The 25,042-nt window shown below is 75.9% G+C and carries 28 protein-coding genes; 16 read left to right on the top strand and 12 right to left on the bottom strand.

Annotated features, from left to right (window positions below):
* Window positions 1-67 precede the first annotated feature (67 nt).
* The 4 genes from FHX73_RS41335 (at window position 68) to FHX73_RS41350 (ending at window position 5,107) form a co-directional block, all read left to right on the top strand.
* On the top strand, window positions 68-1,426 hold the full coding sequence (locus FHX73_RS41335; protein WP_246214199.1) for a right-handed parallel beta-helix repeat-containing protein: 1,359 nt from the start codon (window positions 68-70) through the stop codon (window positions 1,424-1,426).
* Between the two features lie 161 nt (window positions 1,427-1,587).
* The gene (locus FHX73_RS41340) at window positions 1,588-2,871 is read left to right on the top strand and encodes a beta-ketoacyl-[acyl-carrier-protein] synthase family protein (protein ID WP_145911225.1); all 1,284 of its coding nucleotides are present in this window, start codon (window positions 1,588-1,590) and stop codon (window positions 2,869-2,871) included.
* Between the two features lie 150 nt (window positions 2,872-3,021).
* Window positions 3,022-3,864 carry a hypothetical protein gene (locus tag FHX73_RS41345; protein WP_145911226.1) on the top strand — a complete coding sequence of 281 codons (843 nt, stop codon included), beginning with the start codon at window positions 3,022-3,024 and terminating at the stop codon, window positions 3,862-3,864.
* Between the two features lie 277 nt (window positions 3,865-4,141).
* On the top strand, window positions 4,142-5,107 hold the full coding sequence (locus FHX73_RS41350) for an acetylxylan esterase (RefSeq protein ID WP_145911227.1): 966 nt from the start codon (window positions 4,142-4,144) through the stop codon (window positions 5,105-5,107).
* A 22-nt stretch (window positions 5,108-5,129) separates the two neighbouring features.
* On the opposite strand, the gene FHX73_RS41355 is transcribed toward FHX73_RS41350, so the two are convergent.
* Entirely contained in the window at window positions 5,130-6,005 is an 876-nt protein-coding gene (locus tag FHX73_RS41355) for a patatin-like phospholipase family protein (protein WP_145911228.1), read from the bottom strand.
* 219 nt (window positions 6,006-6,224) lie between these two features.
* On the opposite strand from FHX73_RS41355, the gene FHX73_RS41360 reads away from it, so the two are divergent.
* Together FHX73_RS41360 and FHX73_RS41365 are read left to right on the top strand one after the other, a co-directional pair.
* Window positions 6,225-7,430 carry a sensor histidine kinase gene (locus FHX73_RS41360; RefSeq protein ID WP_145911229.1) on the top strand — a complete coding sequence of 402 codons (1,206 nt, stop codon included), beginning with the start codon at window positions 6,225-6,227 and terminating at the stop codon, window positions 7,428-7,430.
* The gene (locus tag FHX73_RS41365) at window positions 7,427-8,116 is read left to right on the top strand and encodes a response regulator (RefSeq protein WP_145911230.1); all 690 of its coding nucleotides are present in this window, start codon (window positions 7,427-7,429) and stop codon (window positions 8,114-8,116) included. Before FHX73_RS41360 ends, FHX73_RS41365 begins: the two co-directional genes overlap by 4 nt.
* On the opposite strand, the gene FHX73_RS41370 is transcribed toward FHX73_RS41365, so the two are convergent.
* Together FHX73_RS41370 and FHX73_RS41375 are read right to left on the bottom strand one after the other, a co-directional pair.
* Entirely contained in the window at window positions 8,077-8,544 is a 468-nt protein-coding gene (locus FHX73_RS41370; RefSeq protein WP_145911231.1) for a hypothetical protein, read from the bottom strand. The genes FHX73_RS41365 and FHX73_RS41370 overlap by 40 nt on opposite strands.
* Before the next feature lie 126 nt (window positions 8,545-8,670).
* Entirely contained in the window at window positions 8,671-9,270 is a 600-nt protein-coding gene (locus tag FHX73_RS41375; protein WP_145911232.1) for a GNAT family N-acetyltransferase, read from the bottom strand.
* Between the two features lie 106 nt (window positions 9,271-9,376).
* Here FHX73_RS41375 and FHX73_RS41380 point away from each other — a divergent pair, with 106 nt between their 5' ends.
* Window positions 9,377-10,240: an SDR family NAD(P)-dependent oxidoreductase gene (locus tag FHX73_RS41380; RefSeq protein WP_145911233.1), complete on the top strand. Its 864-nt coding sequence runs from the start codon at window positions 9,377-9,379 to the stop codon at window positions 10,238-10,240.
* 25 nt (window positions 10,241-10,265) lie between these two features.
* Here FHX73_RS41380 and FHX73_RS41385 read toward each other — a convergent pair whose 3' ends face one another.
* Both FHX73_RS41385 and FHX73_RS41390 read right to left on the bottom strand, forming a co-directional pair.
* Complete coding sequence (locus FHX73_RS41385) at window positions 10,266-11,519, bottom strand: serine hydrolase domain-containing protein (protein ID WP_145911234.1); 1,254 nt, start codon at window positions 11,517-11,519, stop codon at window positions 10,266-10,268.
* Between the two features lie 148 nt (window positions 11,520-11,667).
* Window positions 11,668-12,111 carry a MarR family winged helix-turn-helix transcriptional regulator gene (locus FHX73_RS41390; RefSeq protein WP_145911235.1) on the bottom strand — a complete coding sequence of 148 codons (444 nt, stop codon included), beginning with the start codon at window positions 12,109-12,111 and terminating at the stop codon, window positions 11,668-11,670.
* A gap of 118 nt (window positions 12,112-12,229) precedes the next feature.
* Here FHX73_RS41390 and FHX73_RS41395 point away from each other — a divergent pair, with 118 nt between their 5' ends.
* Window positions 12,230-12,634, top strand: coding sequence for a nuclear transport factor 2 family protein (locus FHX73_RS41395; RefSeq protein ID WP_145911236.1), 405 nt, complete (start codon window positions 12,230-12,232; stop codon window positions 12,632-12,634).
* 32 nt (window positions 12,635-12,666) lie between these two features.
* On the opposite strand, the gene FHX73_RS41400 is transcribed toward FHX73_RS41395, so the two are convergent.
* The 4 genes from FHX73_RS41400 to FHX73_RS41415 form a co-directional block, all read right to left on the bottom strand.
* Entirely contained in the window at window positions 12,667-13,146 is a 480-nt protein-coding gene (locus FHX73_RS41400) for a flavodoxin family protein (RefSeq protein ID WP_145911237.1), read from the bottom strand.
* A 133-nt stretch (window positions 13,147-13,279) separates the two neighbouring features.
* Window positions 13,280-14,644, bottom strand: a complete 1,365-nt coding sequence (locus FHX73_RS41405) for a HEAT repeat domain-containing protein (protein WP_145911238.1) — start codon at window positions 14,642-14,644, stop codon at window positions 13,280-13,282.
* A gap of 67 nt (window positions 14,645-14,711) precedes the next feature.
* On the bottom strand, window positions 14,712-15,557 hold the full coding sequence (locus tag FHX73_RS41410) for a serine hydrolase (RefSeq protein WP_246214222.1): 846 nt from the start codon (window positions 15,555-15,557) through the stop codon (window positions 14,712-14,714).
* Between the two features lie 107 nt (window positions 15,558-15,664).
* Window positions 15,665-16,612, bottom strand: a complete 948-nt coding sequence (locus FHX73_RS41415) for a LysR family transcriptional regulator (protein WP_145911240.1) — start codon at window positions 16,610-16,612, stop codon at window positions 15,665-15,667.
* Between the two features lie 133 nt (window positions 16,613-16,745).
* On the opposite strand from FHX73_RS41415, the gene bla reads away from it, so the two are divergent.
* The 3 genes from bla to FHX73_RS41430 all read left to right on the top strand — a co-directional run bounded on the left by bla (window position 16,746) and on the right by FHX73_RS41430 (window position 19,192).
* Complete coding sequence (bla, locus tag FHX73_RS41420; protein WP_145911241.1) at window positions 16,746-17,660, top strand: class A beta-lactamase; 915 nt, start codon at window positions 16,746-16,748, stop codon at window positions 17,658-17,660.
* A gap of 61 nt (window positions 17,661-17,721) precedes the next feature.
* Entirely contained in the window at window positions 17,722-18,357 is a 636-nt protein-coding gene (locus FHX73_RS41425; protein ID WP_145911242.1) for an NAD(P)-dependent oxidoreductase, read from the top strand.
* 100 nt (window positions 18,358-18,457) lie between these two features.
* Window positions 18,458-19,192: a class I SAM-dependent methyltransferase gene (locus tag FHX73_RS41430; protein WP_145911243.1), complete on the top strand. Its 735-nt coding sequence runs from the start codon at window positions 18,458-18,460 to the stop codon at window positions 19,190-19,192.
* A 44-nt stretch (window positions 19,193-19,236) separates the two neighbouring features.
* Here FHX73_RS41430 and FHX73_RS41435 read toward each other — a convergent pair whose 3' ends face one another.
* Together FHX73_RS41435 and FHX73_RS41440 are read right to left on the bottom strand one after the other, a co-directional pair.
* Window positions 19,237-19,581 carry a hypothetical protein gene (locus FHX73_RS41435; protein ID WP_145911244.1) on the bottom strand — a complete coding sequence of 115 codons (345 nt, stop codon included), beginning with the start codon at window positions 19,579-19,581 and terminating at the stop codon, window positions 19,237-19,239.
* A 25-nt stretch (window positions 19,582-19,606) separates the two neighbouring features.
* On the bottom strand, window positions 19,607-19,810 hold the full coding sequence (locus tag FHX73_RS41440; RefSeq protein ID WP_145911245.1) for a hypothetical protein: 204 nt from the start codon (window positions 19,808-19,810) through the stop codon (window positions 19,607-19,609).
* 171 nt (window positions 19,811-19,981) lie between these two features.
* On the opposite strand from FHX73_RS41440, the gene FHX73_RS41445 reads away from it, so the two are divergent.
* The 5 genes from FHX73_RS41445 to FHX73_RS41465 all read left to right on the top strand — a co-directional run bounded on the left by FHX73_RS41445 (window position 19,982) and on the right by FHX73_RS41465 (window position 24,272).
* A complete protein-coding gene (locus FHX73_RS41445; protein ID WP_145911246.1) occupies window positions 19,982-21,226 on the top strand; it encodes a sensor histidine kinase in 1,245 nt (414 codons plus the stop codon).
* A gap of 92 nt (window positions 21,227-21,318) precedes the next feature.
* Window positions 21,319-21,990: a response regulator transcription factor gene (locus FHX73_RS41450; protein WP_145911247.1), complete on the top strand. Its 672-nt coding sequence runs from the start codon at window positions 21,319-21,321 to the stop codon at window positions 21,988-21,990.
* 36 nt (window positions 21,991-22,026) lie between these two features.
* A complete protein-coding gene (locus tag FHX73_RS41455; RefSeq protein WP_246214201.1) occupies window positions 22,027-22,620 on the top strand; it encodes an ATP-binding protein in 594 nt (197 codons plus the stop codon).
* 60 nt (window positions 22,621-22,680) lie between these two features.
* On the top strand, window positions 22,681-23,595 hold the full coding sequence (locus tag FHX73_RS41460) for a DUF2797 domain-containing protein (RefSeq protein ID WP_145911249.1): 915 nt from the start codon (window positions 22,681-22,683) through the stop codon (window positions 23,593-23,595).
* Window positions 23,596-23,630: 35 nt separating this feature from the next.
* Window positions 23,631-24,272, top strand: a complete 642-nt coding sequence (locus tag FHX73_RS41465; RefSeq protein WP_145911250.1) for a nucleotidyltransferase domain-containing protein — start codon at window positions 23,631-23,633, stop codon at window positions 24,270-24,272.
* On the opposite strand, the gene FHX73_RS41470 is transcribed toward FHX73_RS41465, so the two are convergent.
* The gene (locus FHX73_RS41470; protein ID WP_145911251.1) at window positions 24,260-25,018 is read right to left on the bottom strand and encodes a hypothetical protein; all 759 of its coding nucleotides are present in this window, start codon (window positions 25,016-25,018) and stop codon (window positions 24,260-24,262) included. The genes FHX73_RS41465 and FHX73_RS41470 overlap by 13 nt on opposite strands.
* Window positions 25,019-25,042: the final 24 nt, after the last annotated feature.

Genomic DNA, 25,042 nt, shown 5'->3' on the forward strand with positions numbered 1-25,042 from the left:
ATTTATCGGCGGATGGTATTACTGAGTGCTTTTTGTGGGCGTCGGAGAACCCGCTAAACAAGGCCCCATGCGAGTTCTACGGATGATGGGCGGGCCCGGCGCGACCGGGTGCCGCGGGCGGGGCCGAACGGCCCGGCGGGTGCTGGTGACCGCGCTGGTCGGCGCGCTGCTGGGCGGGCTCGGCGGGTGTGGCGGACATCCCCCGGGCGGCGACGCCGCGCCCACCGGGCCGCCCGCCGTGCTGGACGTGCCCGGGCACTTCCGGTCAATCCAGGCTGCCGTCGACCACGCCCGCCCGGGTGACACCGTCCTGGTCCATCCGGGCGAGTACCACGAGAGCGTGCAGCTGCGCACGCCCCGGGTGGTGCTGCGCGGCACGGACCGTCAGGGTGTGGTCGTCGACGGCGACTTCCGCCGGGCCAACGGGATCACCGTGACCGGCGCCCAGTCGGTGGTGGAGAACCTGACGGTCCGCCACCACCTGGCCAACGGCGTGCTCTTCACCGGCGTCACCGACGAGCGGCTCCAGCAGCACGGCGCCGGCGGCAGCGGCTACAACCCGCTGGACACCGTCCGCTTCCCCGAGTTGAACGGCTTCCGGGCCTCCTACGTCACCGCCTACGGCAACGCCCTCTACGGCATCTACGCCTTCGACGCCCGCGCCGGGGTGATCGAGCACTCCTACGCCTCCGGGCAGGCCGACTCCGGCATCTACGTCGGCCAGTGCCACCCGTGCGACACCGTGGTGCGGGCCAACGAGGTGGAGCACAACGCGGTCGGGATCGAGATCACCAACGCCTCGGAGAACCTCGCCTTCCTGGGCAACCGGGTGGCCCGCAACCGGGTGGGGGTGACGCTGAACTCCAACGACGTCGAGGCGCTCGCGCCGCAGCACGGCGCGGTGCTGGCCGGCAACGTGATCGTGGACGACAACGACCCGGCCAGCCCCGAGCAGGCCGACGGCGGCTTCGGGATCGGGGTGGGCGTCGGCGGCGGCACCGGCAACCTGCTCACCCGCAACCTGGTCTCGGGCAACTCCGCCGCCGGTGTGCTGATCAGCGACGTCCAGGGGCACCCGGCCGGGGCCAACCTGGTGGCGGGCAACCGGATCACCGGCAACGGCGTCGACGAGGTGCTGGCCGCCGGCCCGGACGCCGGCAACTGCTTCACCGACCAGCCGGCCACCGCCGCCACCGGCACCGCCCCGCCCGGCCCCTGCCTCCCGGTGGCCGCGGCCGCGGCGCAGCCGCCCGCGCCGCCGGGCGTCTCCTTCCGCGACCTGCCGCCCGCCCCGGCCCGCCCGGGCATGCCCGACCCGGGCGCCCCCGGAGTGCCGGCCGTCGGGCTGCCCGGGCCGGTCTCCCCGGACGCCTACCCGCTGCCGACCGACCCCGGTGCGGTGCCGCCGGGCCCGGCCGGCTCCTGACCGGGCGCTCCCGCCGACGGGCTTACTCGCTGGTAAGAACGGAGCTGATAGGTGATCATGGTGAGCGGAGGCAGCGGTTCCGGATTGGTCGTCAGACTGACGGAGCACCAGGTCGGCCGCCCTCCGCACCAGGCTCCACCAGCACAGAAGAGATCAGAACCATGGCACAGCACCAGCACCCCGCCCCGATCGCCGCCCCCGCCCGCAGACGCGTCGTCGTCACCGGCGTGGGGGCGATCACCCCGCTCGGCGGCGACGCCGCCACCACCTGGCAGGGCCTGCTCGACGGGCGCAGCGGGATCCGGCCGCTGGAGGGAGCGGAGTTCGACGGGATCCCGGTGCGGGTCGTGGCACGGGCGGCCGTCGACCCCGCCGAACGACTGCCGCGCAATCGGGCCCGCACGATGAGCCGCGCCGCCCAGTTCGCCGTGCTCGCCGCCCGCGAGGCCTGGGCCGACGCGGGCCTCACGGACGCCGATCCCCACCGGACCGGCGTCTCGATCGGAACCATCCTCGGCGGCGCGCCCATCCTGGTGGACGCGCACACGGCGCTGACCGAGCGCGGGGCCCGGTACGTCTCCCCGCACGCCACCCCGATGATCGTGCCCAGCGGGCCCGCGGCGCAGATCGCCATCGACCTCGGCGCGCGGGCCGAGGCCCGCACCGTGACCGCCGCCTGCGCCTCCGGCACCGAGGCCATCGGCCAGGCCGCCGACCGGATCCGGGACGGCCACCTCGACGTGGTGCTGGCCGGCGGCGCCGAGGCCGTCATCACGCCGTCGATCATGGCGGGCTTCACCGCGATGCGCGCCCTCGCCCCCGGCGACGGCGACCCCGCCGAGGCCAGCCGCCCGTTCGACCGGGACCGCACCGGCTTCGTGGTCGGCGAGGGCGCCGGGATCCTGGTGCTGGAGGCCGAGGAGCACGCGCTCGCCCGGGGCGCGCGGATCTACGCCGAGGTGGCCGGCTGGGGCGTCTCCGCCGACGCCCACCACATGGTCGCGCCGCGCACCGACGGCGAGGGCGTGGCGGACGCGCTGCGCAAGGCGCTGGCCGCCGCCGGCGCGGCACCCGAGGACGTGGTGCACATCAACGCCCACGCCACCGCCACCACGGCCGGCGACGCGGCCGAGGCGCTCGCGCTGCACGCGGTGTTCGGCGCCGAGGACATCGCCCGGGTGCCGGTCACCGCGACCAAGGGCGCCATCGGGCACCTCCAGGGCGCGGCCGGCGGGGTGGAGGCGGTCGCCACCGTGCTCGCCCTGCACCACGGCGTCGTCCCGCCGACCGTCGGCCACCGCACCCCCGAGCAGGAGCACCCGCTCGACCTGGTCATCGGTGCACCGCGCCCGCTGCCCGGCGGCCCCGGCGGGATCGCGCTGAGCAACTCCTTCGGCTTCGGCGGGCACAACGCCGTGCTGGCGCTGCGCCGCACCGGCGTCTGACGGACCGTCATCCCGCCCCCGGGCGCGTGGGGGTGGGGTGACGGAGTGCGGGAGCGATGTCCACGTCGCGACGGGGTCGCCCGCCGCCCGGAGCGGGGATGATGTCGGTCGGAACCGCTGACCGCCGACCACACCGGGTGCATGGAGCGCATGAGCGACTACGAGGACGACGAGGACGATCTGGAACTGGGCCGGCTGCCCGGGGGCGGCCGGTCCGCGCCGCGCGTCCAGAGCCGTGCCTCGGGCGAGCAGGGCATCTCCGTCAGCGCGGACCGGATCGAACGGGTCACGGTCCAGTACGGCTCGCCGGCCGGGCCCCCGGAGCCGCTACCCCCGACGCAGCCGCACTGGCTGACGCCTCGGCGGCTGGCGGCGGTGGCGGCCGGGGTGGTGGCGCTCGCCCTGGTGATCGCGCTGGTCGTCCAGGAGGCCGGCTCCGGGGGCGGGAGCCACCCGGGGCCCGGTCCGCTGCCGCCGGTGTCCACCACTCCGGCGCCCACCGGCTCGGCGAGCCCGAGCCCGAGCACGCCGCCTGCCACGCCGACCAGCAGCGCGCCCGCCCCGCCGCCGCCGTCGCCGAGCCCGGACACCCCGTCACCGTCGCCCTCCGCCACGGTGATCCCGGTGCGCTGGCAGGGCACGGTGACCTTGGTGGACGGCAACAACGGCCCGGGGCAGTTCTATTGGGACATGGACGTGTACCCGCCGTCCCCGGGTCTGCCGTCCGACCTGTCGCTGGACTGCAACCTGGTCTGCACGTCCGGCCGGATCGACGGCCACGCCGTGGTGCCGTGGAAGCAGTCGGCCGCGCCGACCCGCGACCAGTGCGCGAACCTGCTCAACTCCGAGCTGGGCCAGAGCTCGGTGGACGTCAAACCGGGCTCGATGGCCTGCTTCGGCACCAACCAGGGCCGGGTCGGCTACTTCGTCACCCAGGACCCGCCCGACCAGGACAGCCAATTGCTGGCCGTGGTCCTCTGGGAGCACCGCTGAGGCTCGCCGTCTCACCCTGTGACCAGGTGCGGCGCGCGACCGTGGTGGCACTCGGACTGATGTACGGTGTCGCATGCCCCCTGACCTCCAGGACTCCGCCACCCCCTGCCCCGCTTCCCGGGCGGCGTGGCGGACCACGGCCCGAGCGGAGGCGTGCGAATCCCCGGGCCCGGCCCGGCGGCAGGCCGGCGCAAGGGCGCGCCGTCCCTGCCGCTGGGCGAACGCGTGCGCGGGGTGGGGCTTCCCCGGCGCGCCGCCGGGTGCGAGGGTGATGATCATGACGGACTTCAGCCACCCCTTCCCGTTCGACCCGACCTACGGCCACGACCTGGACTCCCTGCTGGCGGTGGGCCCGCCGGAGCACCGGCCGACCGACTTCGACGCGTTCTGGCAGGCCCGGTACGCCGCGGCGCGGGAGGTCGAGGTGCGCCCCGAACTCGGGCCGCCGGTCGCGCGCACGGCCGACGGCGCCACCGTCCACGAGGTGGGCTACGGCTCCACCGGTGGTGTCAGGCTGGGCGGTTGGCTGGTCCGGCCGGCCGACGGGGTGGTCGAGCGCGGGCTGGTCATGGGGCACGGCTACGACGGGTGCCACCTGCCGCTCCCGCCGCTGCCCGTCCCGCGCGCGGCCGCGTTCTTCCCGGTGGCCCGTGGACTGGGCGCGCGCAGCCTGCGCACCGACATCCCCGCCGACCCGCGCGAGCACGTGCTGCACGGCATCGCCGACCACGCGACCTACGTGATCGGCGACGCCGTGGCCGACCTGGTCTGGTGCGCCGCGAGCGCGCTGCTGGAGCTGGTGCCCGAGGCGGCGCCCCGGCTGGACTACTGCGGGATCAGCTTCGGCGGCGGCGTCGGTGCGCTCGGGCTGCCCTGGGACGACCGGTACCGGAGTGCCCACCTGACCGTGCCGACCTTCGGCAACCACCCGCTGCGGGTGACGCTGGAGTGCGTCGGCAGCGGCACCGCCGTGCGGCAGCGCTGGCTGGAGCGGCCCGAAGTGCTCGACGTGCTCGGCTACTTCGACGCCGCCACGGCCGCCACCCGGCTGCGGATCCCGGTCCAGGTGGCCGGCGCCCTGTTCGACCCGTCGGTCCCGCCGCCGGGCCAGTTCGCCGTGCACAACGCACTGGCGGGCGAGCGCCGGCTGCACGTGCTGCCGGCCGGCCACTTCCGCGGTTACCCGCAGTGGGCGGCGGACGAAGACAGGTTGCAGGCCGCGATCGGCGCCTTCCTGGCCTGAGCGGGCCTCACCTTAGTGTGGGTCAGCTCTCGGCGGCGGCCGGCCAGATCCCGCCGAGCCGCTCGGCGACCGCCGCCGACTGGGCCAGCCCCGCCTGGTAGGCGGCGGCCCAGACCTCGGGACCCCGGACGGCCGGGTCCAGCGGCGGCTCCGAGCCGACGATCAGCACGGCCCGCGCGCCGGCCGCCGTCAGCCGCTCTTCGAGCCCGGGGTCGGCGAACTGATGGGCCAGCGGCTCCAGCACCACCACCGTGCGGGCGCCCGCCGCCAGGTCGGTGTTGCTGCCCGCGCGCAGCGCGCCGTCGATGTGCGGGCGGCCGTCGACGGTCACCGGCGGCGCCGTCCCCGGGAACGAGCTGCTCGCCGCGACGGCCCGGGCCAGCGGTACGCGGCTGTCCCGGTCCCACACCACCGGCTCGCCGGCGGCCGCGTCCACGGCGGGGATCAGCAGGCGCGGCTCGGTGGGCCACTGCGCGGCGCCGATCAGCCCGGCGCGCTGGGCGACCAGGTCACGCTCCGCCTCGGGGTCGGCCTGCGCCGCGGCGATCGCGCCGACCCGGCGGCGGCGCTCCGCCGGCTCCAGTGCCGGGTCGCCCAGCACCGCGAACACCGCCTGCCGGACCTCGCCCGCCGTGCCACCCGGCGCACCGTTCGCCGCGCCGGGCCCGGTCGGCCGCGCTTCGGCGGGCACGGTGGCGATCCGGTCGAAGTCCTGCCCGGTGGCCAGCATCGCGCCGACCATGGAGCCCGCCGAGGTGCCGACGATCAGGTCGGCCCCGCCCAGATCGAGGCCCCGACCCCGCAGGCCCTGGGCCAGCCCGGCCAGCCAGGCGGTGCCCACGTAGCCACCCGGACCCAGCACGACTGCGCGCTCGGCGGTCTCCGGCGGTCGCCCCATGGTCGCTCTCCCCTCCAGCGGTGTGACGGTCCAGGCGAGCCTACTGACGCACCGTCGGATCCGGCGCACCGGGCCCCGGCGGTGGTTCGGCCCCGACCAGGACCCTGCTCCCAGGGCGGCTCCTCCGCAGGTCCCGTTCCGGCCGGTCGGCGCTCTGGGAGAATGGTTCGACCACGCCGGGGCCACCCGGGCCGTCCACCGGGGAAGGGAACCGCCAGCATGCCGACGCGCCAACCGCCGCCGCCCGACGCGGCGCCGGAGCAGGCCGAGGCTCTGCCCTGGACCCGCAACGACGCCCTGGTGGTCGCCGGCTCGGCGGCGCTGGAGCTGTTCAGCTCCACCATGAACAGCCTGGAGGGGCACACCCGGATCAGCGTCCTGGGGCTGCTGCTGGGCGCGGCGGCCGCGCTGCCGCTGCTGGTCCGGCGCCGCCACCCGCTCGGCGCCGCGGCCGCTGTGCTGGCCGTCAACCTGGCGCTCAACCTGAGCTCGCCGGTGCCGAACCACTACCCGTCCACCATGCTGGTCGCGCTCTACGCGCTCGCCCGCTACCGCCCGCTCGCCCTCGCCGTGCCGACCGGCCTTGCGGCCGGCCTGGTCACCCTGACCGGCCGCGGCGGCCGGCTCGACCTGAGCACCGACAGCTTGCTGGCCGCCCTGTTCGGCGGCGCCCTGGCGATCGGCACCGGCGCCCTGATGGGCCGTTGGCAGCGCGAGGTGGCGGCCCGCAGGGTGCTGCTGGCCGAACGCGCGGTCGCCGAGGAGCGCCGCCGGATCGCCCGCGAGCTGCACGACATCGTCGCCCACCACATCACCACCATGCAGCTGATGGCCGGCGGCGCCCGGGCCAACCTCGGCGGCGACACCGAGGTGGTGCGCGAGGCCCTGGTCACCCTGGAGAGCTCCGGTCGCCTGGCGCTGCGCGAGATGCGCCAACTGCTCGACGTGCTGCGCGCCGACGACGAGCGCGAGCAGACGCCGGCCGCCCCGCAGCCCGGCACCGCCGACCTCGAACGGATCGTCGGCGAGTCCGCCCTGGCCGGGCTGCCGACCGAGCTCACCGTGCACGGCACCGTCCGTCCGCTGCCGCCCACCACCGACCTGACGGTCTTCCGGATCGTCCAGGAGGCCCTGACCAACGCCCGCAAGCACGCGGGCCCCGCCCGCGCCCGGGTCCGGCTGACCTACCTGCCGGGGGCCGTCACCGTGGAGGTCAGCGACGACGGCGCCGGCCCGGCGGGCGGGGGCCGGCCCGGCGGCCCCGCCGGGTACGGCCTGATCGGCATGCGGGAGCGGGCCGCCCTGCACGGCGGCAGCCTGGTCGCCGGGCCGGGTGCCGACGGCGGGTTCCGGGTCGCGGCCCGGCTGCCGCTGGGGCCCGCCGAACACGTCGAGTCCCGCCACGAGGAGGAGCAGCCCGCATGACACCGACCGCCGAGCCGATCCGGGTACTGATCGCCGACGACCAGCCGCTGGTCCGCCGCGGCCTGGCGCTGATCCTCGGTCCCGCCCCGGGCATCGAGGTGGTCGCCGAGGCCGAGCACGGCGAGCAGGCCGTCGAACTCGCCCACCGGCACCGGCCGTCGGTGGTGGTGATGGACATCCGGATGCCCGGCGTCGACGGCGTGCAGGCCACCGAACGGCTCGCCCGCGAACTGCCCGACTGCCGGGTGCTGGCCCTGAGCACCTTCGACATGGACGAGTACGTGGTCGCCGCGCTGCGCGCCGGCGCAGCCGGCTTCCTGCCCAAGGACGTCTCCCCGGAGGAGCTGCTCGCCGCCGTGCGCACCGTGCACACCGGCGAGGCCGCCGTGGCACCCCGGCTGCTCACCCGGCTGCTCTCCACCTTCGTCGCCGCCCCGCCCCGCCGGCCGCGCTCCGCCGTCGCGCCGCCGGGCCTCGACGAGCTGACGGGCCGTGAGATCGAGGTCTGGCGCCTGCTCGCCACCGGCCTGGACAACGCCGGCATCGCCCGGGAGATGGGGATCAGCGGATCCACCGTCAAGAACCACATCACCAGCGTCTTCGGCAAGCTGCGGGTCCGCGACCGGGCCCAGGCGGTGATCGCGGCCTACGAGTCCGGCCTGGTGGTGGCGGGCACGACGGGCTGAACCCGCCCCGGGTCAGGCGCCGCCCCGCGCCGGAGCGGCGCCGCCACCGGGCCGCTCAGGAACCAGCCGCCCAGCAGCACCGCCGGGGTGCCGAACGCCGAGACGCCCAGCCAGGCGCCGCTCCCGCCGATGACCGCCACGGCCAGCGTCTGGACCAGGAACGCACCGGCGGCCGCGCCACCGGCCACCAGGCTGCGGTGCGCGTCGCGGTCCCACACCGAGCGGGGTGCGAATGCCAGCGCGAGTCCCATCGCCGCACCGGGCAGCAGGCCGACGGCCGCGGCCAGCACGACCACCGCGACCGCGGGCCCCAGCGCGTCCGCCCCCAGCGTGGCCCCCACCAGAGCCGCCAGTACCAGGGCCGGCGCGGCGCCGATCGACACGCCCAGCAGCACCGCGCGAACCACGACCGTCGACCGGATGTTCACGTTTCCCCCTCGTCAGCCACACCGGGATCATACGGCTGCGGCCGCGCGTCCGATGCTCCGAGGCCTCCGTCCCGTTGGGCGCGGTGGGCGGCGGAGGAGCGGCCGGACTGGCGCCCTGACGGGTGGTCAGCCGTGGCCGGGTCGGGTCTCCCGGAGGCGGGCGTGCAGGTGCATGTCGTGCCGGCCGTCGTCGTGCACTGCCGCGCCGCGCTTGGTGCCCTCCAGTAGGAAGCCCGACTTGGTGGCGACCCGGCAGGAGGCCCGGTTGCGGGTGGAGTGGTCCAGCTGGAGGCGGTGGAAGCCGATCTCCTCCAGGGCCCAGGCTGCGAGGGCCGTGACGGCCAGGGTCGCCACGCCCGCGCCGCGGGCGGACGGGAGCACCCAGTAGCTGACGCCGGCGATGCCGTCGTCGAAGTCCCAACTCCCGCTGGCGATCCGGCCGAGCACCTCGCCGTCGGAGCGGGCGACGGCCCAGTGGGCGCCCCGCTCGCGCTCCCAGTCCTGGTGGTAGCGGTCGAACCATGCGTGGACGTCGGCCTCGCTGTGCGGGCGGCGGGTGTGCCAGCGGCGGATCTCCGGGTCCTGGTAGGCGGCGAGGAAGGCGGGGGCGTCGGCGGGCTGCCACGGCCGCAGGACCAGGCCGGGGGCGGCGGGCAGCACGGGCTGCGGGGAGCCGCAGGCCGTTCCCGGGAGGACGGTGGGCGGAGTCGACAAGGCGCGGGGCACGGGGACCATGCTCACCCGAGCGCGCCCCGGTGGGTCAAGCGGTCGGCCCGCGCGAAGCTAGCACAACGCGGTTGCGGTATTGGCGAAACAGTGTTTTGCTATCTGCATGGCAATCCAGACGTGGTTCATCACCGGTTCCTCCCGCGGCTTCGGCCGCTCCCTCGCGGTCGCCGCCCTGGAGGCGGGCGACCAGGTCGCGGCCACCGCCCGCCGGCCCGAGCAACTGGCCGACCTGGTCGAGAAGTTCGGCGACCGGGTGGTCCCGCTCGCGCTGGACGTCACTGATCCGGCCGCCGTCGCCGCCGCGCTCGGCGCGGCGCGCGAGCGGTTCGGCCGGCTCGACGTGGTCGTCAACAACGCCGGGTACGCGAACGTCGCCCCGGTCGAGACGGCCCCCGAGGACGACTTCCGCCGCCAGTTCGAGACCAACTTCTGGGGCGTGTACAACGTCTCCAAGGCCGCCCTGCCGCTGCTGCGCGAGCAGGGCGGCGGCACCGTCGTCCAGTTCTCCTCGGTCGGCGGCCGGGTCGGCGGCACCCCGGGCCTCGGCTCCTACCAGGCGGCCAAGTTCGCCATCGACGGCCTCACCCGGGTGCTGGCGACCGAGACCGCGCCGTTCGGCATCCGGTACCTGGTCGTCGAGCCCAGCGGCTTCGCCACCGACTGGGCCGGCTCCTCCATGGAGGTGCAGGACATCCCGGCCGAGTACCAGGAGACCGTCGGCGCCTTCCTCGGCCTCGCCCATGCCGGGCGCAGCGCCGGCGACCCGGACCGGGCCGCCGGGATCCTGGTCCGCGTGGTCAAGCGCGAACAGCTGCCGAGCCACCTGCTGCTCGGCGTGAACGCGGCCCGGATGGCGCTGGAGCACACCCGGCGCCAGGGCGCCGAGGCCGAGGCCTGGCAGGCCGTCTCCGAGTCGGCCGACTTCGGCGCCGAGTACCCCGTCGAACTCCCGGCGGACGGCCGGTAACAGGCGGCCGGTAACAGACGGTCCGTCAGGGTGCGGCGGGCAGGTCGTAGACGTGGTCGGGCGTGACGATCTGGGTGATCGCCTTGGCGAACAGGGTGCTGGGCTCGTTGCCGTCGTGCAGGACGTCGGTGTTGAGCAGGATCACCATCGTGGCGTCCTCCTCCGGCAGGTACACCGTCACGCTCTCGTACCCGGGCAGCGAGCCGTTGTGGCCGCGCCAGCCGTGGGTCTGGAACAGGCCCAGCCCGTAGCCCGCGTCGGGGAAGCCCTCGACCGGGATGAACTTCAGCCGCTCCGCCTGGGTGGCGGGGGAGAGCAGGTTGCCGGTCGCCACCTCCTTGGCCCAGCGGTGCAGGTCCCGCAGGTCGGAGATCATCGCACCGGCGGCCCAGCCCCAACTCGGGTTCCAGTCGGTCGAGTCGGCGATGTCGCCGGTCGGGGTCTGGTTGGTGTAGCCGTGCGCGTGCGGCCGCGGGAACCGGGCGTCCAACGGGAACTGGGTGTGCGCCAGCCCGGACGGCCCGAGCACGCGGTCCCGGAAGAGCTCGTTCAGCGGCTGCCGGCCGAACTTCTCCGCCAGCAGGCCGAGCAGGATGTAGTTGCTGTTGTCGTAGAGGAACTTGCTCCCGGGCGGGAAGAGGTTCGCGTGCTTGTACCCGTAGGCCAGCAGCTCCTGCGGCGTGAACGGCCTGGTCGGGTCGCCGATGAAGGCGTTGATGAAGTCCTGGTCGGCGCTGTACGGGAACAGGCCGCTGCGCATCTCCAGGAGCTGACGGACCGTGATGTGCTCGCCGTCCGGAACGCCGTCGAGGTAGTTGGCGATCGGGTCGTCCAGCCCGATCAGGCCCTGGTCCACCAGCTCCAGCACGGCGGTGGCGGTGAAGGTCTTGGTCTCGCTGCCGATCCGCATGAAGAGGTCGGGCTTCATCGGCGCGCCGGTCGCGGTGTCGGCCGTGCCGAAGGAGCGCACGTAGCTGCCCCGGCCGGGGAACCACAGCCCGACGGTCACCCCCGGGGTGCCGGTCTCGTGGCGGACCTGCTCGACGGCCCGGTCGATCCGGCGCGCCAGCTCCGGGTCCAGGCCGTGCGGCGGGCAGTCGTCCGCGGCGAGGTCGGCGCCGGAGGCGTCGACGCTGCGGTCGGCGCCCGCGCGGTAGGCGGCCAGGCGGTCTGCGGAGAGCCCGGCGGCCTGGACGGGGGGACCGGCGAGCAGGGGGGAGGCGACGGCTGAGAGGGTGAGCAAGACGGCGGCGACTCGGCGTGCGGTGGCACGGCTCATGACGGAACATCCCTTTCGATCAGGTGATCTGCCGTCAGCATCCGCACCACCGCCGCGCCCCGGCCCCAGGGGCCGGGGCGCCGTCCGGCGAGTCCACCCGGATGGACCCGGCCGGATGGACCCGACTCGACCCGGCGCCGTCCGGCGCTCAGCCGAACGGGCCCTCGGTGACGAAGCGCTGGAGGTGGCGGGCGAAGGAGCGGGCCTCCTCGGGCGGCCAGTCGGCCAGCGCGGCCTCGATGTGCGCGGCCAGCCGCCGCCGGGTGGCGGCCACGGCCTGCTGCCCGTCGCCGGTCAGCGCGAGCAGGGTGGCGCGCCGGTCGTGCGGGTCGGGTTCGCGGCGGAGCAGCCCGGCCTCCTCCAGGCGGGTGGCCCGGCGGGTGACGCCGGAGCGGTCCAGGCCGATCTCGCCGGCCAGGTCGGCGGCGCTGCGCGGGCCGGTCCGGGCGAGCCCGCTGAGTACGGGGTAGGTGACCTCGTCCACGGCCTCGCCCAGGCCCTCGGTCAGGTGCTGGTACAGCTGGGCCCGGGTGCCGCGCCGGAGCAGGGTTCCCAGGGCGTCGGCGATCTGTTGTCCCACGTCGTTCGGCATGGGACCAGACTAGCGTGCGCTGCGCACGCAATCCGTGTACTCTGCAGATGCGTGCTCGACGCACGCACATGGCGGACTCCGGTCCGCTCTGCCGACGAACCCGAGAGGACCACCTCCCATGACCACCACCGCTTTCCGCACGGACATCGCCGCCGCCATGACCGACCTGCTGCTCACCCCCGGGCTGGCGCTCGCCGAGGCCGTGGACCGCCACTTCGCCCCCGACTACCGCCAGCGCACCGACGGCAGCTGGGCCGACCGGGCCGAGTTCACCGCCCACATCGCCCACCTGCGCACCGTCGTCACCGGCGGCACCATCCAGGTGCTCGACGAGCTCGTCCAGGGCGACCGCTACGCCGACCGGCACATCGTCGAGGCCACCAAGACCGACGGCTCCACCGTCCGCATGGAGGTCTACGTCTTCGCCGAGTTCGCCCCCGACGGCCGGTTCCGCCGGATCGAGGAGACCACCCTGCTGCTGGCCGGCTCCGACGACGACCGCAACCTCGGCAGCGCCCGCTGACGAGTCGTCAGGGCCACCGTCAGGGACACGGCTCAGGGCCGCGCGCCCGCACCCGCCCGCACCCGCAGGTGCTCGGCGAAGGTGCGGGCCGCGGCCAGGTCGCCGCCGTCGGGGCGGGACCGGTTGATGCCGCCGACCAGCTTGAACGGCAGCCAGGTGTCGTAGGCGCGGCAGGAGAAGGTGCCGTCCACCGTGAAGCCCTTGCCCTCCAGCAGCCGCACCAGCGGACGGGAGAACGGCCGCACCCGCAGCTCGGGCAGCCCACTGGTGGCGAAGACGAACGCCCGGCCCCGCCCGCCGACCGGGAGCGACTCGACGAACTCCCGCAGCCGGGGGTGGAAGCTCCCGGTGAAGATGCCCGAACCGAAGCCCACCAGGTCGTACCCGGCGAGCTCCGCCGGGTCGACCTCGCCGGGCTCGACCACCCGGGCGGACAGCACCTGGCCCATGACCTCGGCTACCCGCCGGGTGTTGCCGTGGGACACCGACGTGCACACGATGACGGCCTTCATGATCGCTCTCCTGACTGCTCACTGGGCACCGCGGCTGTCGCGGACATCCAGTGGACAGGGCACCCGTGGGGGATGTGACATCAGCGCCGTGAGCAATTCCCGGCCGCCGTGCGGAGCAGGAGCGGCGCGGGCCTCAGGCCGGGAGGGCGCCCGACGGGTGGCCGTGCTCGCGGCCGCAAGCGGTGAGGGCGAGCAGGCCGTGGCCCGTGACGGGGGTGTCCGGGCCCAGGGCTGACGGGTCGACGGACAGGCGGGCCGCGATGTCGGTGGCGTAGCAGGTGTCGGGGATGCCGAGCTCCTCCTTCACCTGGTCGTAGCGGGCGCGGAAGGCCGCGTTGTCGGAGAGGTTCACGCCGTCGAAGGCGTCGTCCGGGAAACCGTCCTCGTGCGGCAGCAGGAAGCCGGACTCGGCGGGGTGCGGGGGGCCGAGCGGATCGTCGTCCTCCTCCGCCGCGAACACGTCGTAGTGGCGCACCACCTCGCCGCCCGTCGCGATGCACCACGCCGTCCAGCCGTCCCCGCAGCTCATGCCGTACCACTGCGCGGCGCCGAACCGGCGGCCGAGCTCGGCGCACCGCTCGCGGACCACCTGGTCACGGGCCTCCTCGCGGTCCCGGATCCGGTGGGTGGCCGCGGCGGAGTCGCCGAAGACCAGGGTCCAGCCCGCCAGCGCGGGGCTGACGAAGACCCGGGCGCAGCCCGTGTGCGGCCGCCGCCCGGACCAGCTGTGCTGGGCCTGGTTCCAGGCCGCCGCGCCCGTGCGCAGGGTGACGGGTTCGGCGTCGCCGAGGTCGAAGGCGTCCAGCACCGCCGCCTGGTCGGTGGTCGGCAGCGCGTACCAGGAGCCGCACAGGTGCAGGCCGGACGGCACCTCGTCCGCCAGCTTGATCCTGGTCAGGCGGCGCCACGCCGCCAGGTCGCGGTCGCCCAGCTCGCCCGGCCGCGCCGCGCCCGCCAGCGCCTGGAGCGCGCCGCGCCGGATCCGCGGCCCGGTCGCGGGCCGCTCGCGCACGGCCCGCAGGGCGGGGACGGCGGCGGAGCCGATCGCCTCGAAGGTCCACACCGCGCGTTGGCGCACCTCCGGGTCCGGGTCGCCGAGCAGCGGCAGCAGCCGCTCGACGAAGCCGGCCGCCTCCTCCTCCCGGGTCTGGAAGGCGAAGAGCGCGGTGCTGCGGACCTCGGCGTGCGGGTGCTCCAGCAGCGGCAGGTACGCCGCGAGGTCGGCCACCTTCAACCGGCCGAGCGCGTACCCGATCCGCCGGGTCACCTCGGCCGAGCCGGCCCCGGCGGCCGCCTCGGCCAGCGGCAGCAGGGCCGGCTCGCCGATCCGCTGCAGCACGTCGGCCGAGACGCTCCAGTCGACCCCTGCCCGCTCGTCACAGAGCAGCTCCAGCACGGCCCCGACCACGGCCGCCCCCTGCGCGACCAGTGCGTCGCGGGCCGGGCGGGTCTGGTTGTAGCCGTCGGAGAGCTGTTCGATGAGCAGTCGCTTGTCCATGCGCGGCACCCTAGCCAGCCGAGCTGACAGACCGTCGGCCGCGCCCGGTGCCAGGGGGAGTGGCCACTCAGCGGCTGCCGCGCAGCGCGTCCACCGCCAGCCGGGCCGCCGTGCCGATCACCGCGTCGGCCGCGGGCAGCGTCATGCTGGTCGCCGCCGCCCGGGTGAAGACGGCCACCGCGTACCGGCCCCCGTCGGGGTACTCGACCACGCCGACCTCGTGACGCAGCGTCGGCAGCGTCCCCGTCTTGCCGTAGACCCGCACGTCGTCGAACGGGAAGCCGGAGGCGAGCCGGTGCGGCCACACCTGCAGGCCCAGCAGCCGGCGCAGCGCGGCGCCGTGCTCGCCGCGGCAGGCCCGGTCGTGCCAGATCGCGGTGAGCAGCTCGGTCAGCTCGCGGGGCGTGCTGCGGTTGGTGGCGGCCGGGTCGAGCACCCGCAGCCGGGCGACCACGGCCGGATCCACCGGCGAGCCGCCCGCGCGGTCCTCGGCGAGGACGGCGAGCAGGTCGCGCAAGCGGTGCACGGCGACGGTGCGGGTCAGCCCGAGGTCGGCCATGGTCCGGTTGACCAGGTCCAGCCCGAGCTCGTCCCAGAGCAGGTCGGCCGCCGCGTTGTCGCTGACGGCGGTGGCCAGGTAGGCGAGGTCGCGCAGCGAGAGCCGGGCCGGGTCCAGCATCGCGGCCAGCCCGGTCGGGCCGCCGGTGCGCCCGGCGGCGGGGACCTCGACCTGGCGGGTCAGGTCGATCCGGCCGGCCGCGGCCTCCCGGAAGAGCGTGGTGAGCAGGCAGAGCTTGTGCACGCTGGCGGTGGCGACCGGGGTGTCGGCGCCGATCGCCAGCTCGGCCGGGCCGTCCAGGTCGCGGGCGTGCAGCAGGCCGCTCACCCCGGCGTCGGCGAAGGCGTCCGCGATCCGGGCCCGGGCCGCCCGGCCGCTGCTGCCGGGGCGGGGCGCCCGGCTGCCGGTGCTGTGCTGGTCGCAGGGCTGGTCGCCGGGCTGGCCGCCGGGCTGGTCCTTGGTCAAAACGGGAACTCCGTTGCGGGGCGGGGGAAGAGCGGTCTCTCGGCGGTCGGCGGGAGCAGGCCGCCGTGCTCGGCGAGCGCGCGGTGGGCGGTCTCGGCGAACAGCCGCACGGCCGGCCCGCCCCGCCCGGTGGGCCAGGCGGTGGAGGTGCGCCAGGTCAGCGGCGCGCCGGCCAGCGGCCGCCAGACCGTACCCGGTGGCGGCGAGCCGCGCGGCGCCAGGGCCACCGCGCTGCCGGTGAGCACCAGGGCGGCGGCCACGTCCGGCCCGGGCGGATCGAGCACCGCCTCGGGGGTGCAGCCGTGCCGGGCCAGGGTGGTGAGCATTTCGTCGTACAGCGCCGGCGCGGTGGCCCGGGGGAAGAGCACCAGCCGACGGCCGGTCAGCTCGGCGAGCGCCGGCTCGGCGCGGTCGGCCTCCGGCCCGTCGGCGGCGAGCAGCACCCCGAGCGGCTGGTGCAGCAGCGGCCCGAACTCCAGGCCGGCGGCCGGGCAGGGGTGCCGGACCACGGCGACGTCCACGGTCTGCCGGGCCAGCTCGCGCACCACCTCCGCCACCGGCAGCTCGCGCAGGTCCAGGTGGGAGCCGGGGGAGGCGGCGGCGAAGCCGGTGAGCAGCGCGGCGAGCGCCGTCGGCCCGAGGTCGGGCGGCACGGCGGCGCGCAGCGTGCCGGCCCGGCCGGTGCGCAGGTCGGCCGCGGTGGCCAGCAGCCGGCCCGTGCCTTCCAGCACCTGCTGGGCCTCGGCCAGCAGCAGCTGCCCGGCCGGGGTGAGCGCCACCCCGCGCGGGCCGCGGTCGAAGAGGGTCACGCCGAGCTCGCCCTCCAACTGCCTGATCCGCTGGGAGAGCGAGGGCTGGGCGATCCGCAGCCGCTCGGCGGCGCGGCCGAAGTGGCGCTCCTCGGCCACGGCGCGGAAGTAGCGCAGATGCCGTAGCAGGTCCATGAACAGTAATGATAGGCACTGCACTATCGAGCACTTCACCATCATGGTCTTGGACTGGTCGCCGGGCGGCCTGATTGGCTGGGCGACGTCGCGCCCCGTTCGGACACGATCAGCCCGAGGAGAAACCGCCGTGATGTCTTCCCGCCCCCTGCTCGCCGTCGCCGCCGCCCTGCTGGCGGCCACCGCGCTGAGCGGCTGCGCCGGCCGCACCGGTCCGTCGGCCCCACCCGCCGGCGGCACGGCCGGCGCCCCGGCGCCGGCCCCGAGCGCGGACGCCGCCTTCCAACAGCTCGAACAGCACTACGGCGCCCGGCTCGGCGTCTACGTCCTCGACACCGGCAGCGGCCGCGAGCTGCGCTACCGCGCCGACGAGCGGTTCGCCTTCGCCTCCACCGCCAAGACGCTCTCCGCCGGCGCCCTGCTGCGCACCGCCTCCGAGGCCGAACTCGACAAGGTGGTGAGGTACAGCCAGCAGGACCTGCTCGCCTGGGCCCCCGTCACCTCCCAGCACCTCGCCACCGGCATGACGGTGCGCGACCTGCTCGCCGCCGCCCTCGACCACAGCGACAACACCGCCGCCAACCTGGTCACCGCCGAACTCGGCGGCCCCGCCGCCGTCCAGCAGACCGTGCGCGCCCTCGGCGACACGACCACCAACGTGGACCGCACCGAGCCGACCCTCAACGAGGCCACCCCCGGCGACCCCCGGGACACCAGCACGCCCCGTCAGCTCGCCACCGACCTGCGCACGTACGCCCTCGGCGACGCCCTGCCGGCCGACCGGCGCACCCAGTTCACCGACTGGCTGGTGGCCAACACCACCGGCGGCCCGTACATCCGCGCCGGCGTCCCCGCCGGCTGGAAGGTCGGCGACAAGACCGGCAACGGCGACTACGGCACCCGCAACGACATCGCCGTGGTCTGGCCCGCCGGCGGCCGCGCCCCGCTGGTCGTCGCGCTGCTCTCCGACCGCGGCAAGGCGGACGCCAAGTCCGACGACGACCTGCTCGCCCAGGCGACCAAGACCGCCCTTTCCGCGCTGGGCTGAGCCCCGGCCCGGGCGGGCAGACCATGGGAGGAGAGGGTTCGCACCCGGTCGGGAGGCCGTCATGAGACTCACCGTGCTCGGCGCGACCGGCGGCATCGGCAGGCACCTGGTCACCCAGGCGCTCGCCGACGGCCACCAGGTCACCGCCGTCGTCCGCGACCCGGACCGGCTCGCGCTGCGGCAGCCGGAGCTGACCGTGGTGCGGGCCGACGCCCTCGACCCGAACGAGCTGGTGGGGGTGGTCGAAGGCGCCGACGCGGTGCTGTCGGGCGTCGGCCAGGCCGGCCGCCACGACCGGCTCCGGCCCGCCTCCACCTCGGCCCGGGCGGCGGTCGCGGCGATGGCGGCCACCGGGGTGCAGCGGATCGTCGTGGTGAGCGCGGCCACCCTCAACCGGGCCGGCACCGGGCAGCCCCTGCTGGCGCGCCGGGTCGCCGCGCCGCTGCTGTGGGCGGTGTTCGGGGAGCTGTACACCGATCTGGAGGCGATGGAGCGGATCCTGCGCGCCGCCGACCCGGAGTGGACGGCGGTGCGGCCCGCGCGCCTGACCAACGGCCCCGGGCTCGGCCGCTACCGGCACGCCGTCGAGACCGGCCCGCCCGGCGCCAGCATCGCGCGCGCGGACGTGGCCCGGGCGATGCTCGACTTCCTCACCGCCCCGCACACCGTGCGCCACGCCGTCGCCGTCAGCCGCTGACCGGCCCTCCGGGAGGGGTAAGCACCATGACGGTGCGTCAGATGACGGCCCGTCCGGAAAACCGGTTGGGTCGCGGCGCCGGCTCGCCGATACTGTCGCGGTGTACTCAGACGCCGACGCCGCCGCGCTGTACGACCTCCTCAACCCGTGGGACCCCGGGCAGTGGCCCGGTGACGCCTTCTACGCCGAGCTGATCACCCCCGCCGACGCGGTGCTGGACGTCGGCTGCGGCACCGGTGCGATGCTGCACTGGGCCCGGGAGCACGGCCACACCGGCCGCCTCGTCGGCCTCGACCCGGACGGTGTGGCCCTCGCCCGGGCCCGGCGCCGCGCCGACGTCGAGTGGGTCGACGGCACCGCGGCGACGATGGGCTGGCAGTCCGAGTTCGAACTCGCCGTCATGACCGGCCACGCGTTCCAGTTCCTGCTGGCCGACGACGACATCCGGGCCTCGCTGCGCGCCGTCCGCGCCGCGCTGCGGGCCGGCGGCCGCTTCGCCTTCGAGAGCAGGCACCCGCAGGCCCGCGCCTGGGAGGCGTGGAACCCGTCGAACGGCTCGGAGGTCACCGACGCGGCCGGGCGGGCGCTGCGCGTCTGGCACGAGGTGCAGGGCGTCGCCGACGGGGTGGTCACCTTCACCGGGACGCTCGCCGATCCCGACGGCACGGTGCTGCGGGTCGACCGCGAGCGGCTGCGCTTCCTCGAAGAGGCGGCGCTGGACGCGCTCCTCGCCGAGGCGGGCTTCGAGGTCGAGGCCCGCTACGGCGACTGGACCCGCGGACCCGTCACCCCGGACAGCCGAGAGATCGTCACCATCGCCCGCCGACCGTCCTGACCGCCGGGCGTTCTGAGCGTCGGGCCGCCCGACCGGTGCCCGCCTCAGCCCGTCTCCAGCGCGTCCGCCCGCAGCCGCAGTTCGGCCGCGATGTCGTCCCAGTCCGGCCCGTACAGCTCCAGGCTCCCGGCGGCCTCCCGGATCAGCGCCGGGTCGTCCGGCCGTTGCAGCAGCACCAGCCGGTAGGCCAGGTGGCGGACCCAGACCGGCAGGTAGCCGTTGACCGGGGGCGGGCACAGCTCGTGCAGCATGGCGATGATCGTGTCCGCGTCGGCGAAGGTCAGTTCCTCGACGAAGAGGTGCTCGCGGTGGGGCAGGTCGCAGTCCGGCGTGGGCTGGAACTCGTCGCCGTAGAGGCAGCGGGCGTGCTCCGTCAGGGTGCTGTGCATGTGCGGAGCCTATGCCGCCCGCCGCTCAGTCCTGCCCGCCCCGCTTCTCGGCGACGGCGAACAGCCCGAGGCCCAGCCCGATCAGCAGCAGGCTGACCAGCACCAAGTGCCCGTCGAGGAAGGCCACCTGGTGCGTCACGCCCACCCGCCACCCGGTGAACCGGCGCAGCAGACCCAGCCCGCCCTGCACCACGGCGAGGAACCCGACGACCTCCAGCACCTTCTTCATGGCCACCAGCCTTCCGGGGCGGACGCCCGGCCACCATCGGCCGGGCGGCCGTGTTGTGCCGCCGAAGGTCGCTGTGGCGCCCGGGTCGGCCAGCCGAAAGTCGGTACCGTCCCGACTCAGGTCGAGCGCACGGTCCGCGCGGCACCGTCGGCGACCTGGGCCTGCGTACATTTGACCCCCGTGAGAGATGAGACGACCGCCGCCCGCCCCAGGCGGCGTTGGTGGCTGCCGGCGGCCCTCGCCGACGAGTTCGAGCCCGACCCGGCCCGCCCCGGGCGGGTCAGGCGCACCACGCGCGACTGGGTCGTGGACGTCTGCTGCTTCCTGGTGGTCTGCCTGTTCGCCGCCGCGGACGCCGCCTCGGTGGGCAGGGAGCACGACCTGCCGGGCTGGTTCGCCGTGCTCGACCAGGTGCTCGGCTGGCTGGCCTGCGGCGCGGTCTGGCTGCGGCGGCGCTGGCCGCTCGGGCTGGCCGTGGCGGTCGTCGCGGTCGGCACCGTCTCCAACACGGCGGGCGGGGCGGTGCTGGTCGTCCTGTTCAGCCTCGCGGTGCACCGGCCGTTCCGGTACGTCGCCTGGGTGGGCGGGGCCCAACTGGCCCTGATCCCGCTCTTCTACTGGCTCCGCCCCGACCCCGGCACGTCGTTCGGCGCCTCCGTCGCCTTCGGCCTGATCCTGATCCTCTCCGTCATCGGCTGGGGCATGTTCGTGCGGGCCAAGCGCGAGCTGGTGCGCAGCCTGCGCGACCGGGCCCGGCGGGCCGAGACCGAGGCGCGGCTGCGCGCCGCCCAGGCCCAGCGCGCGGCCCGCGAGGAGATCGCCCGCGAGATGCACGACGTGCTGGCGCACCGGCTGACCCTGCTCAGCGTGCACGCGGGCGCCCTGGAGTTCCGCCCCGACGCGCCCCGGGCGGACGTCGCCCGGGCGGCCGGCGTGATCCGGGCCAGCGCGCACGAGGCGCTGCAGGACCTGCGGGAGATCATCGGCGTGCTGCGCACCGGCGGCGACGAGGAGGCCGGGCGCCCCCAACCCACCCTCGCCGCGCTCCCGGAGCTGGTCGCCGAGTGCCGCGCCGCCGGCATGCGGGTGGAGCTGGACCAGCAGGTCGCCGACCCGGAGCGGGCCCCCGCCGGGCTCGGCCGCACCGCGTACCGGATCGCCCAGGAGGCGCTGACCAACGCGCGCAAGCACGCCCCCGGCGCGCTGGTCACGGTCACGCTCACCGGCGCGCCCGGCGGCGACCTCACCCTCGCCGTGTGCAACCCGGCCCCGCCCGGGGAGGTGCCGGAGGTGCCCGGCTCCGGCCAGGGGCTGATCGGCCTCGGCGAGCGGGCGCTGCTGGCCGGCGGCACGCTGCTCTCCGGTCCGACCGACGACGGCGGCTTCGAGGTGTTCGCCCGGCTGCCCTGGGCCTGACGGCCCGTTGGGCCTGACGGCCCGTTGGGTCTGACGGGCCTCAGTGCCGCGACCGTGCGGCCCCGACCTGCCGGTGTGGTTGGCTGGGCGCCATGACTGCGATCCGACTGCTCCTCGTCGACGACGACCCGCTGGTGCGCGCCGGGCTGCGCCTGATGATGGGCGGCGCCGGGGACATCGAGGTGGTCGGCGAGGCGGCCGACGGCGCCGAGGTCGAGGACCTGGTGGACCGCACCCGGCCGGACGTGGTCTTCATGGACGTCCGGATGCCCGGCGTCGACGGCCTGACCGCCACCGAGCGGCTGCGCACCCGCCCCGACGCACCGCAGGTGGTGCTGCTCACCACCTTCCACGCCGACGAACTGGTGCTGCGGGCGCTGCGCGCGGGCGCCGCCGGGTTCGTCCTCAAGGACACCCCGCCGCAGGAGATCGTCGAGGCGGTGCGCCGGGTCGCGGCCGGCGACCCGGTGCTCTCACCGACCGTCACCCGCCAGCTGATCCGCCACGCCGCCGGCGCCGGCCCCGACGACCGGCGCGCCCGCGCCCGGCAGCGCCTCGCCGCCCTCAGCGAGCGCGAACGCGAGGTGGCCGTCCGGGTCGGCCGCGGCCTGGCCAACGCCCAGATCGCCGCGGAACTCTTCATGAGCCTGGCCACCGTCAAGGCGCACGTCTCCGGCATCCTCGCCAAGCTCCAGCTGAACAACCGCGTGCAGATCGCGCTGCTCGCCCACGACGCGGGCCTGCTGGACGAGGAGGCCCGGTAGCCGATGACCCGTCAAGGCGGCGGCAGGACGGGGGCGATGGCAACCGACCCCGCCGAACCGATCCGGGTGGCGACCGGGCTGGTGGTCCTGGTCGGGCCGCCGGCCTCCGGCAAGACCAGCTTCGTCCGGGCCCTGATCGAGCGTCGGCAGATCGATCCGGGCGCGGTCTCCTCCAGCGACGAGATCCGGGCGGAGCTGGCCGCCGGCCCGCCCTCCGACGCGGCGGACGCGCGGATCTTCGCGGAGCGCGACCGGCGGCTCGCCGCCCGGCTCGCCGACGGCCGGACCGCGATCGCCGAATCCACCAACGTCACCCCGCAGGCGCGCGCCCGGCTGATCGCCCTCGCCCGGCGGTTCGCCGCCCCCGTGACGGCGCTGCGCTTCGAGCCGGACCTCGGTGTGCTGCTCCGCCAGCACGCCGAGCGGGGCCGCACCGACCTCACGGGAGAGGAGGTTCGCGCCTACGCCGAGCTGATGGCCCGTCACGCCGGACCGGGCCGGTTGCGCGCGGAGGGCGCGAGCGCCGTGCACGACGTGCCCGGCAGCCGACAGGGCAGCACGCCCGCCCAGGCGGCGGCCCGCTTCTCGTTCGGTACGGGCGGCGGGTTCGGCGCGGGCGCCACCCGCTGACGGCTCGGGCGCGCGCGGCTGGCAGGCTTGGACCCTTCACCAAGACGACCCGGGAGACCGATGAGCAGCCACGATGCCGCGCCCGCCTGGCGGGCCGCCGGGCTCAGCTGGAGCTCGGGGCAGGCGGAGCTGAAGTGGCGCGGTCCCGCCGGGCAGGAGCGCCGCAGCCCGCTGCCCGTCGGGGCCGAGCTGGCGCTGCTGGTCGGGGCGCAGCGCCGCTGCACCGGGCTGTGGCGCTCCGGGCGCCGGCTGCCCTGCCCGTTCGGCGCCGAGGTGGCGCCCGACTCCCGGGCCGCCGTCTGCCCGGCCTGCGAACGGGCCGGGCGGGCGCACTCGGTCGCCACCGACACCGCGCTGGACGACCCGCGCGAGTTCGCCGTCTACCTCGCCCACCACGGCAGCGCGGGCCTGAAGGTCGGCATCACCGCCGTCCAGCGGGGCACGGCCCGGCTGCTCGAACAGGGCGCGCTGGCCTCGCTGCTGCTGGTCAGCTGCCGCCTGCCCGCTGCCCGGCGCACCGAGACGCTGCTGAGCACCGTGCTCGGGGTGCCGGAGCGGATCTCCACCCCGGCCAAGCGGCGCGCCCGGTTGCGCCCGGCCCCGCCCGTGCAGCGCGCCGCCGACCTGCTGGACGCGGCCGGGCGGGCCGGGGCGATCGCCCGGCCGGCGGACGGCGTGCCGACCGGCGCGGGCCCGGCCGACCACACCGCGGACTACGGCCTGCCGGCCGGCGGGCTGCGGCCGGTCGCCGCCGTACTGCCGCTGACGCCGGGTCAGGTGCTGGCCGGTCAGGTGCTCTGCCGGATCGGCCCGGACGTCTACCTCGGCACGGCGGCGGGCCCGGTGCTGCTCGACTCCCGACTGCTGTCCGGCTGGGCGCTCGTCCGCGCGGCCGCCGACGCGGCACCGTCGGTCGGCCTGGCGCCGATCGATCGGGAACTCGACCAGGAGGAGGAGCAGGACGCGCTCTTCTGAGCCGGGTGAGCCGACAGTTGGGGTACGGTCGGGCGATGACGGACGACCTTCCCGCCGGTGGCGTCGTGATCGACTCCGCCGAGCTGACTGCCCGTTGGGCCCGCGCCTGGCAACCCGAGCAGGCCGCGCTGCGGTTGCGCGGGGTCGAGGCGCCCTGGTGCGTCGCGGCCGGCTGGGCGCTGGACCTGTTCCGCGGGGCGCGGACCCGGCCGCACGGCGACCTGGAGATCGCGGTGCCCGCGGCGCTGTTCCCGCGGATCCGCGAGCGCTTCCCCGAGTACGAGTTCGACGCGATCGGCTCGGGCCGGGTCTGGACGGGCACGGCGGCCCCGGCCATGGCGGCCACCCACCAGACCTGGCTGCGCGACCCGGGCACCGGCGACTACCTGCTCGACGTGTTCCGCGAGCCGCACCAGGGCGACACCTGGATCTGCCGACGGGACCCCGCCATCCGCGCGCCGTACGAGTCGGTCATCGAGCGCACGGCCGACGGCATCCCCTACCTCGCCCCCGAAGTGGTGCTGCTCTTCAAGGCGAAGTCGGCCCGGCCCAAGGACCGGGCCGACTTCGCCGGCACGCTGCCGCTGCTCGGCCCCGAGCGGCGGGCCCGGCTGAGCGGCTGGCTGGAGCAAGTGCACCCCGGCCACCCGTGGCTGACGGAGCTTCAGCCCGGGTAGCGGAGCGGGGCGACCCGGGTGAGCTCGGTCCAGCGGGCCAGCTGCTCCGCATGGCTGCCGCTCGCCGTCGCGCGGGCGACGGCCTCGGCGGGCTCCGACTGCGGCAGGACCGGCGCGCCGCCCCGGGTCAGCAAGACGAGTGGCCAGGCCGGCTGGCCGTCGTCGCCGCCGGGCTCGGCGCCGTCGAAGGCGTGCCACTCCCACGCCGCGTCGAACCGCCAGGCCCGCCCGGCCCGGTCGGCGAGTTCGTCGCCCGGTTCGAGGAAGGCGTAGGGCCGCAGGAGCAGGTCCAGCCGCAGTGGCTCGCCGCCCGCCGGGTCGATCGGGAACCCCTGGTCCTCGTCCTCCGGCTGCTCCGCCTCGCCCTGCGCCAGCAGCGTGACGTAGCAGGCGGGCCGGGGCAGCATGCCGGTCTCCAGCGGCGGATCGAAGTGGTCGACGCGGAGCACGTGCACCACCGTCGGCGCCAGGCCCACCCGGCAGGCGTCGCCCGCGCGCAGCTCCTGCACCGGCGGCTCGCAGCCGTAGTGGAGGCGGCCCCAGTCCAGGCTGCCGGGGAGCGCGATCGCGAAGTCGCCGTTCCACCGGATCGAGTCCACCGCCGGGTCCACCACGAGCCACGGCCAGCGCACGGACAGGTAGTGCGGGCCGACCTTGGTCACCGTCGTCGCGGTGAACGGGCACTCCAGCAGCAGCACGTCACCCGCCCGGAACTCCCCGGTCCCGCCCCCGCAGTGATCGTCCACGCTGTCCTCCTCGGTCGTCCGGGT

Source organism: Kitasatospora viridis, assembly GCF_007829815.1.
Taxonomy (GTDB): Bacteria; Actinomycetota; Actinomycetes; order Streptomycetales; family Streptomycetaceae; genus Kitasatospora; species Kitasatospora viridis.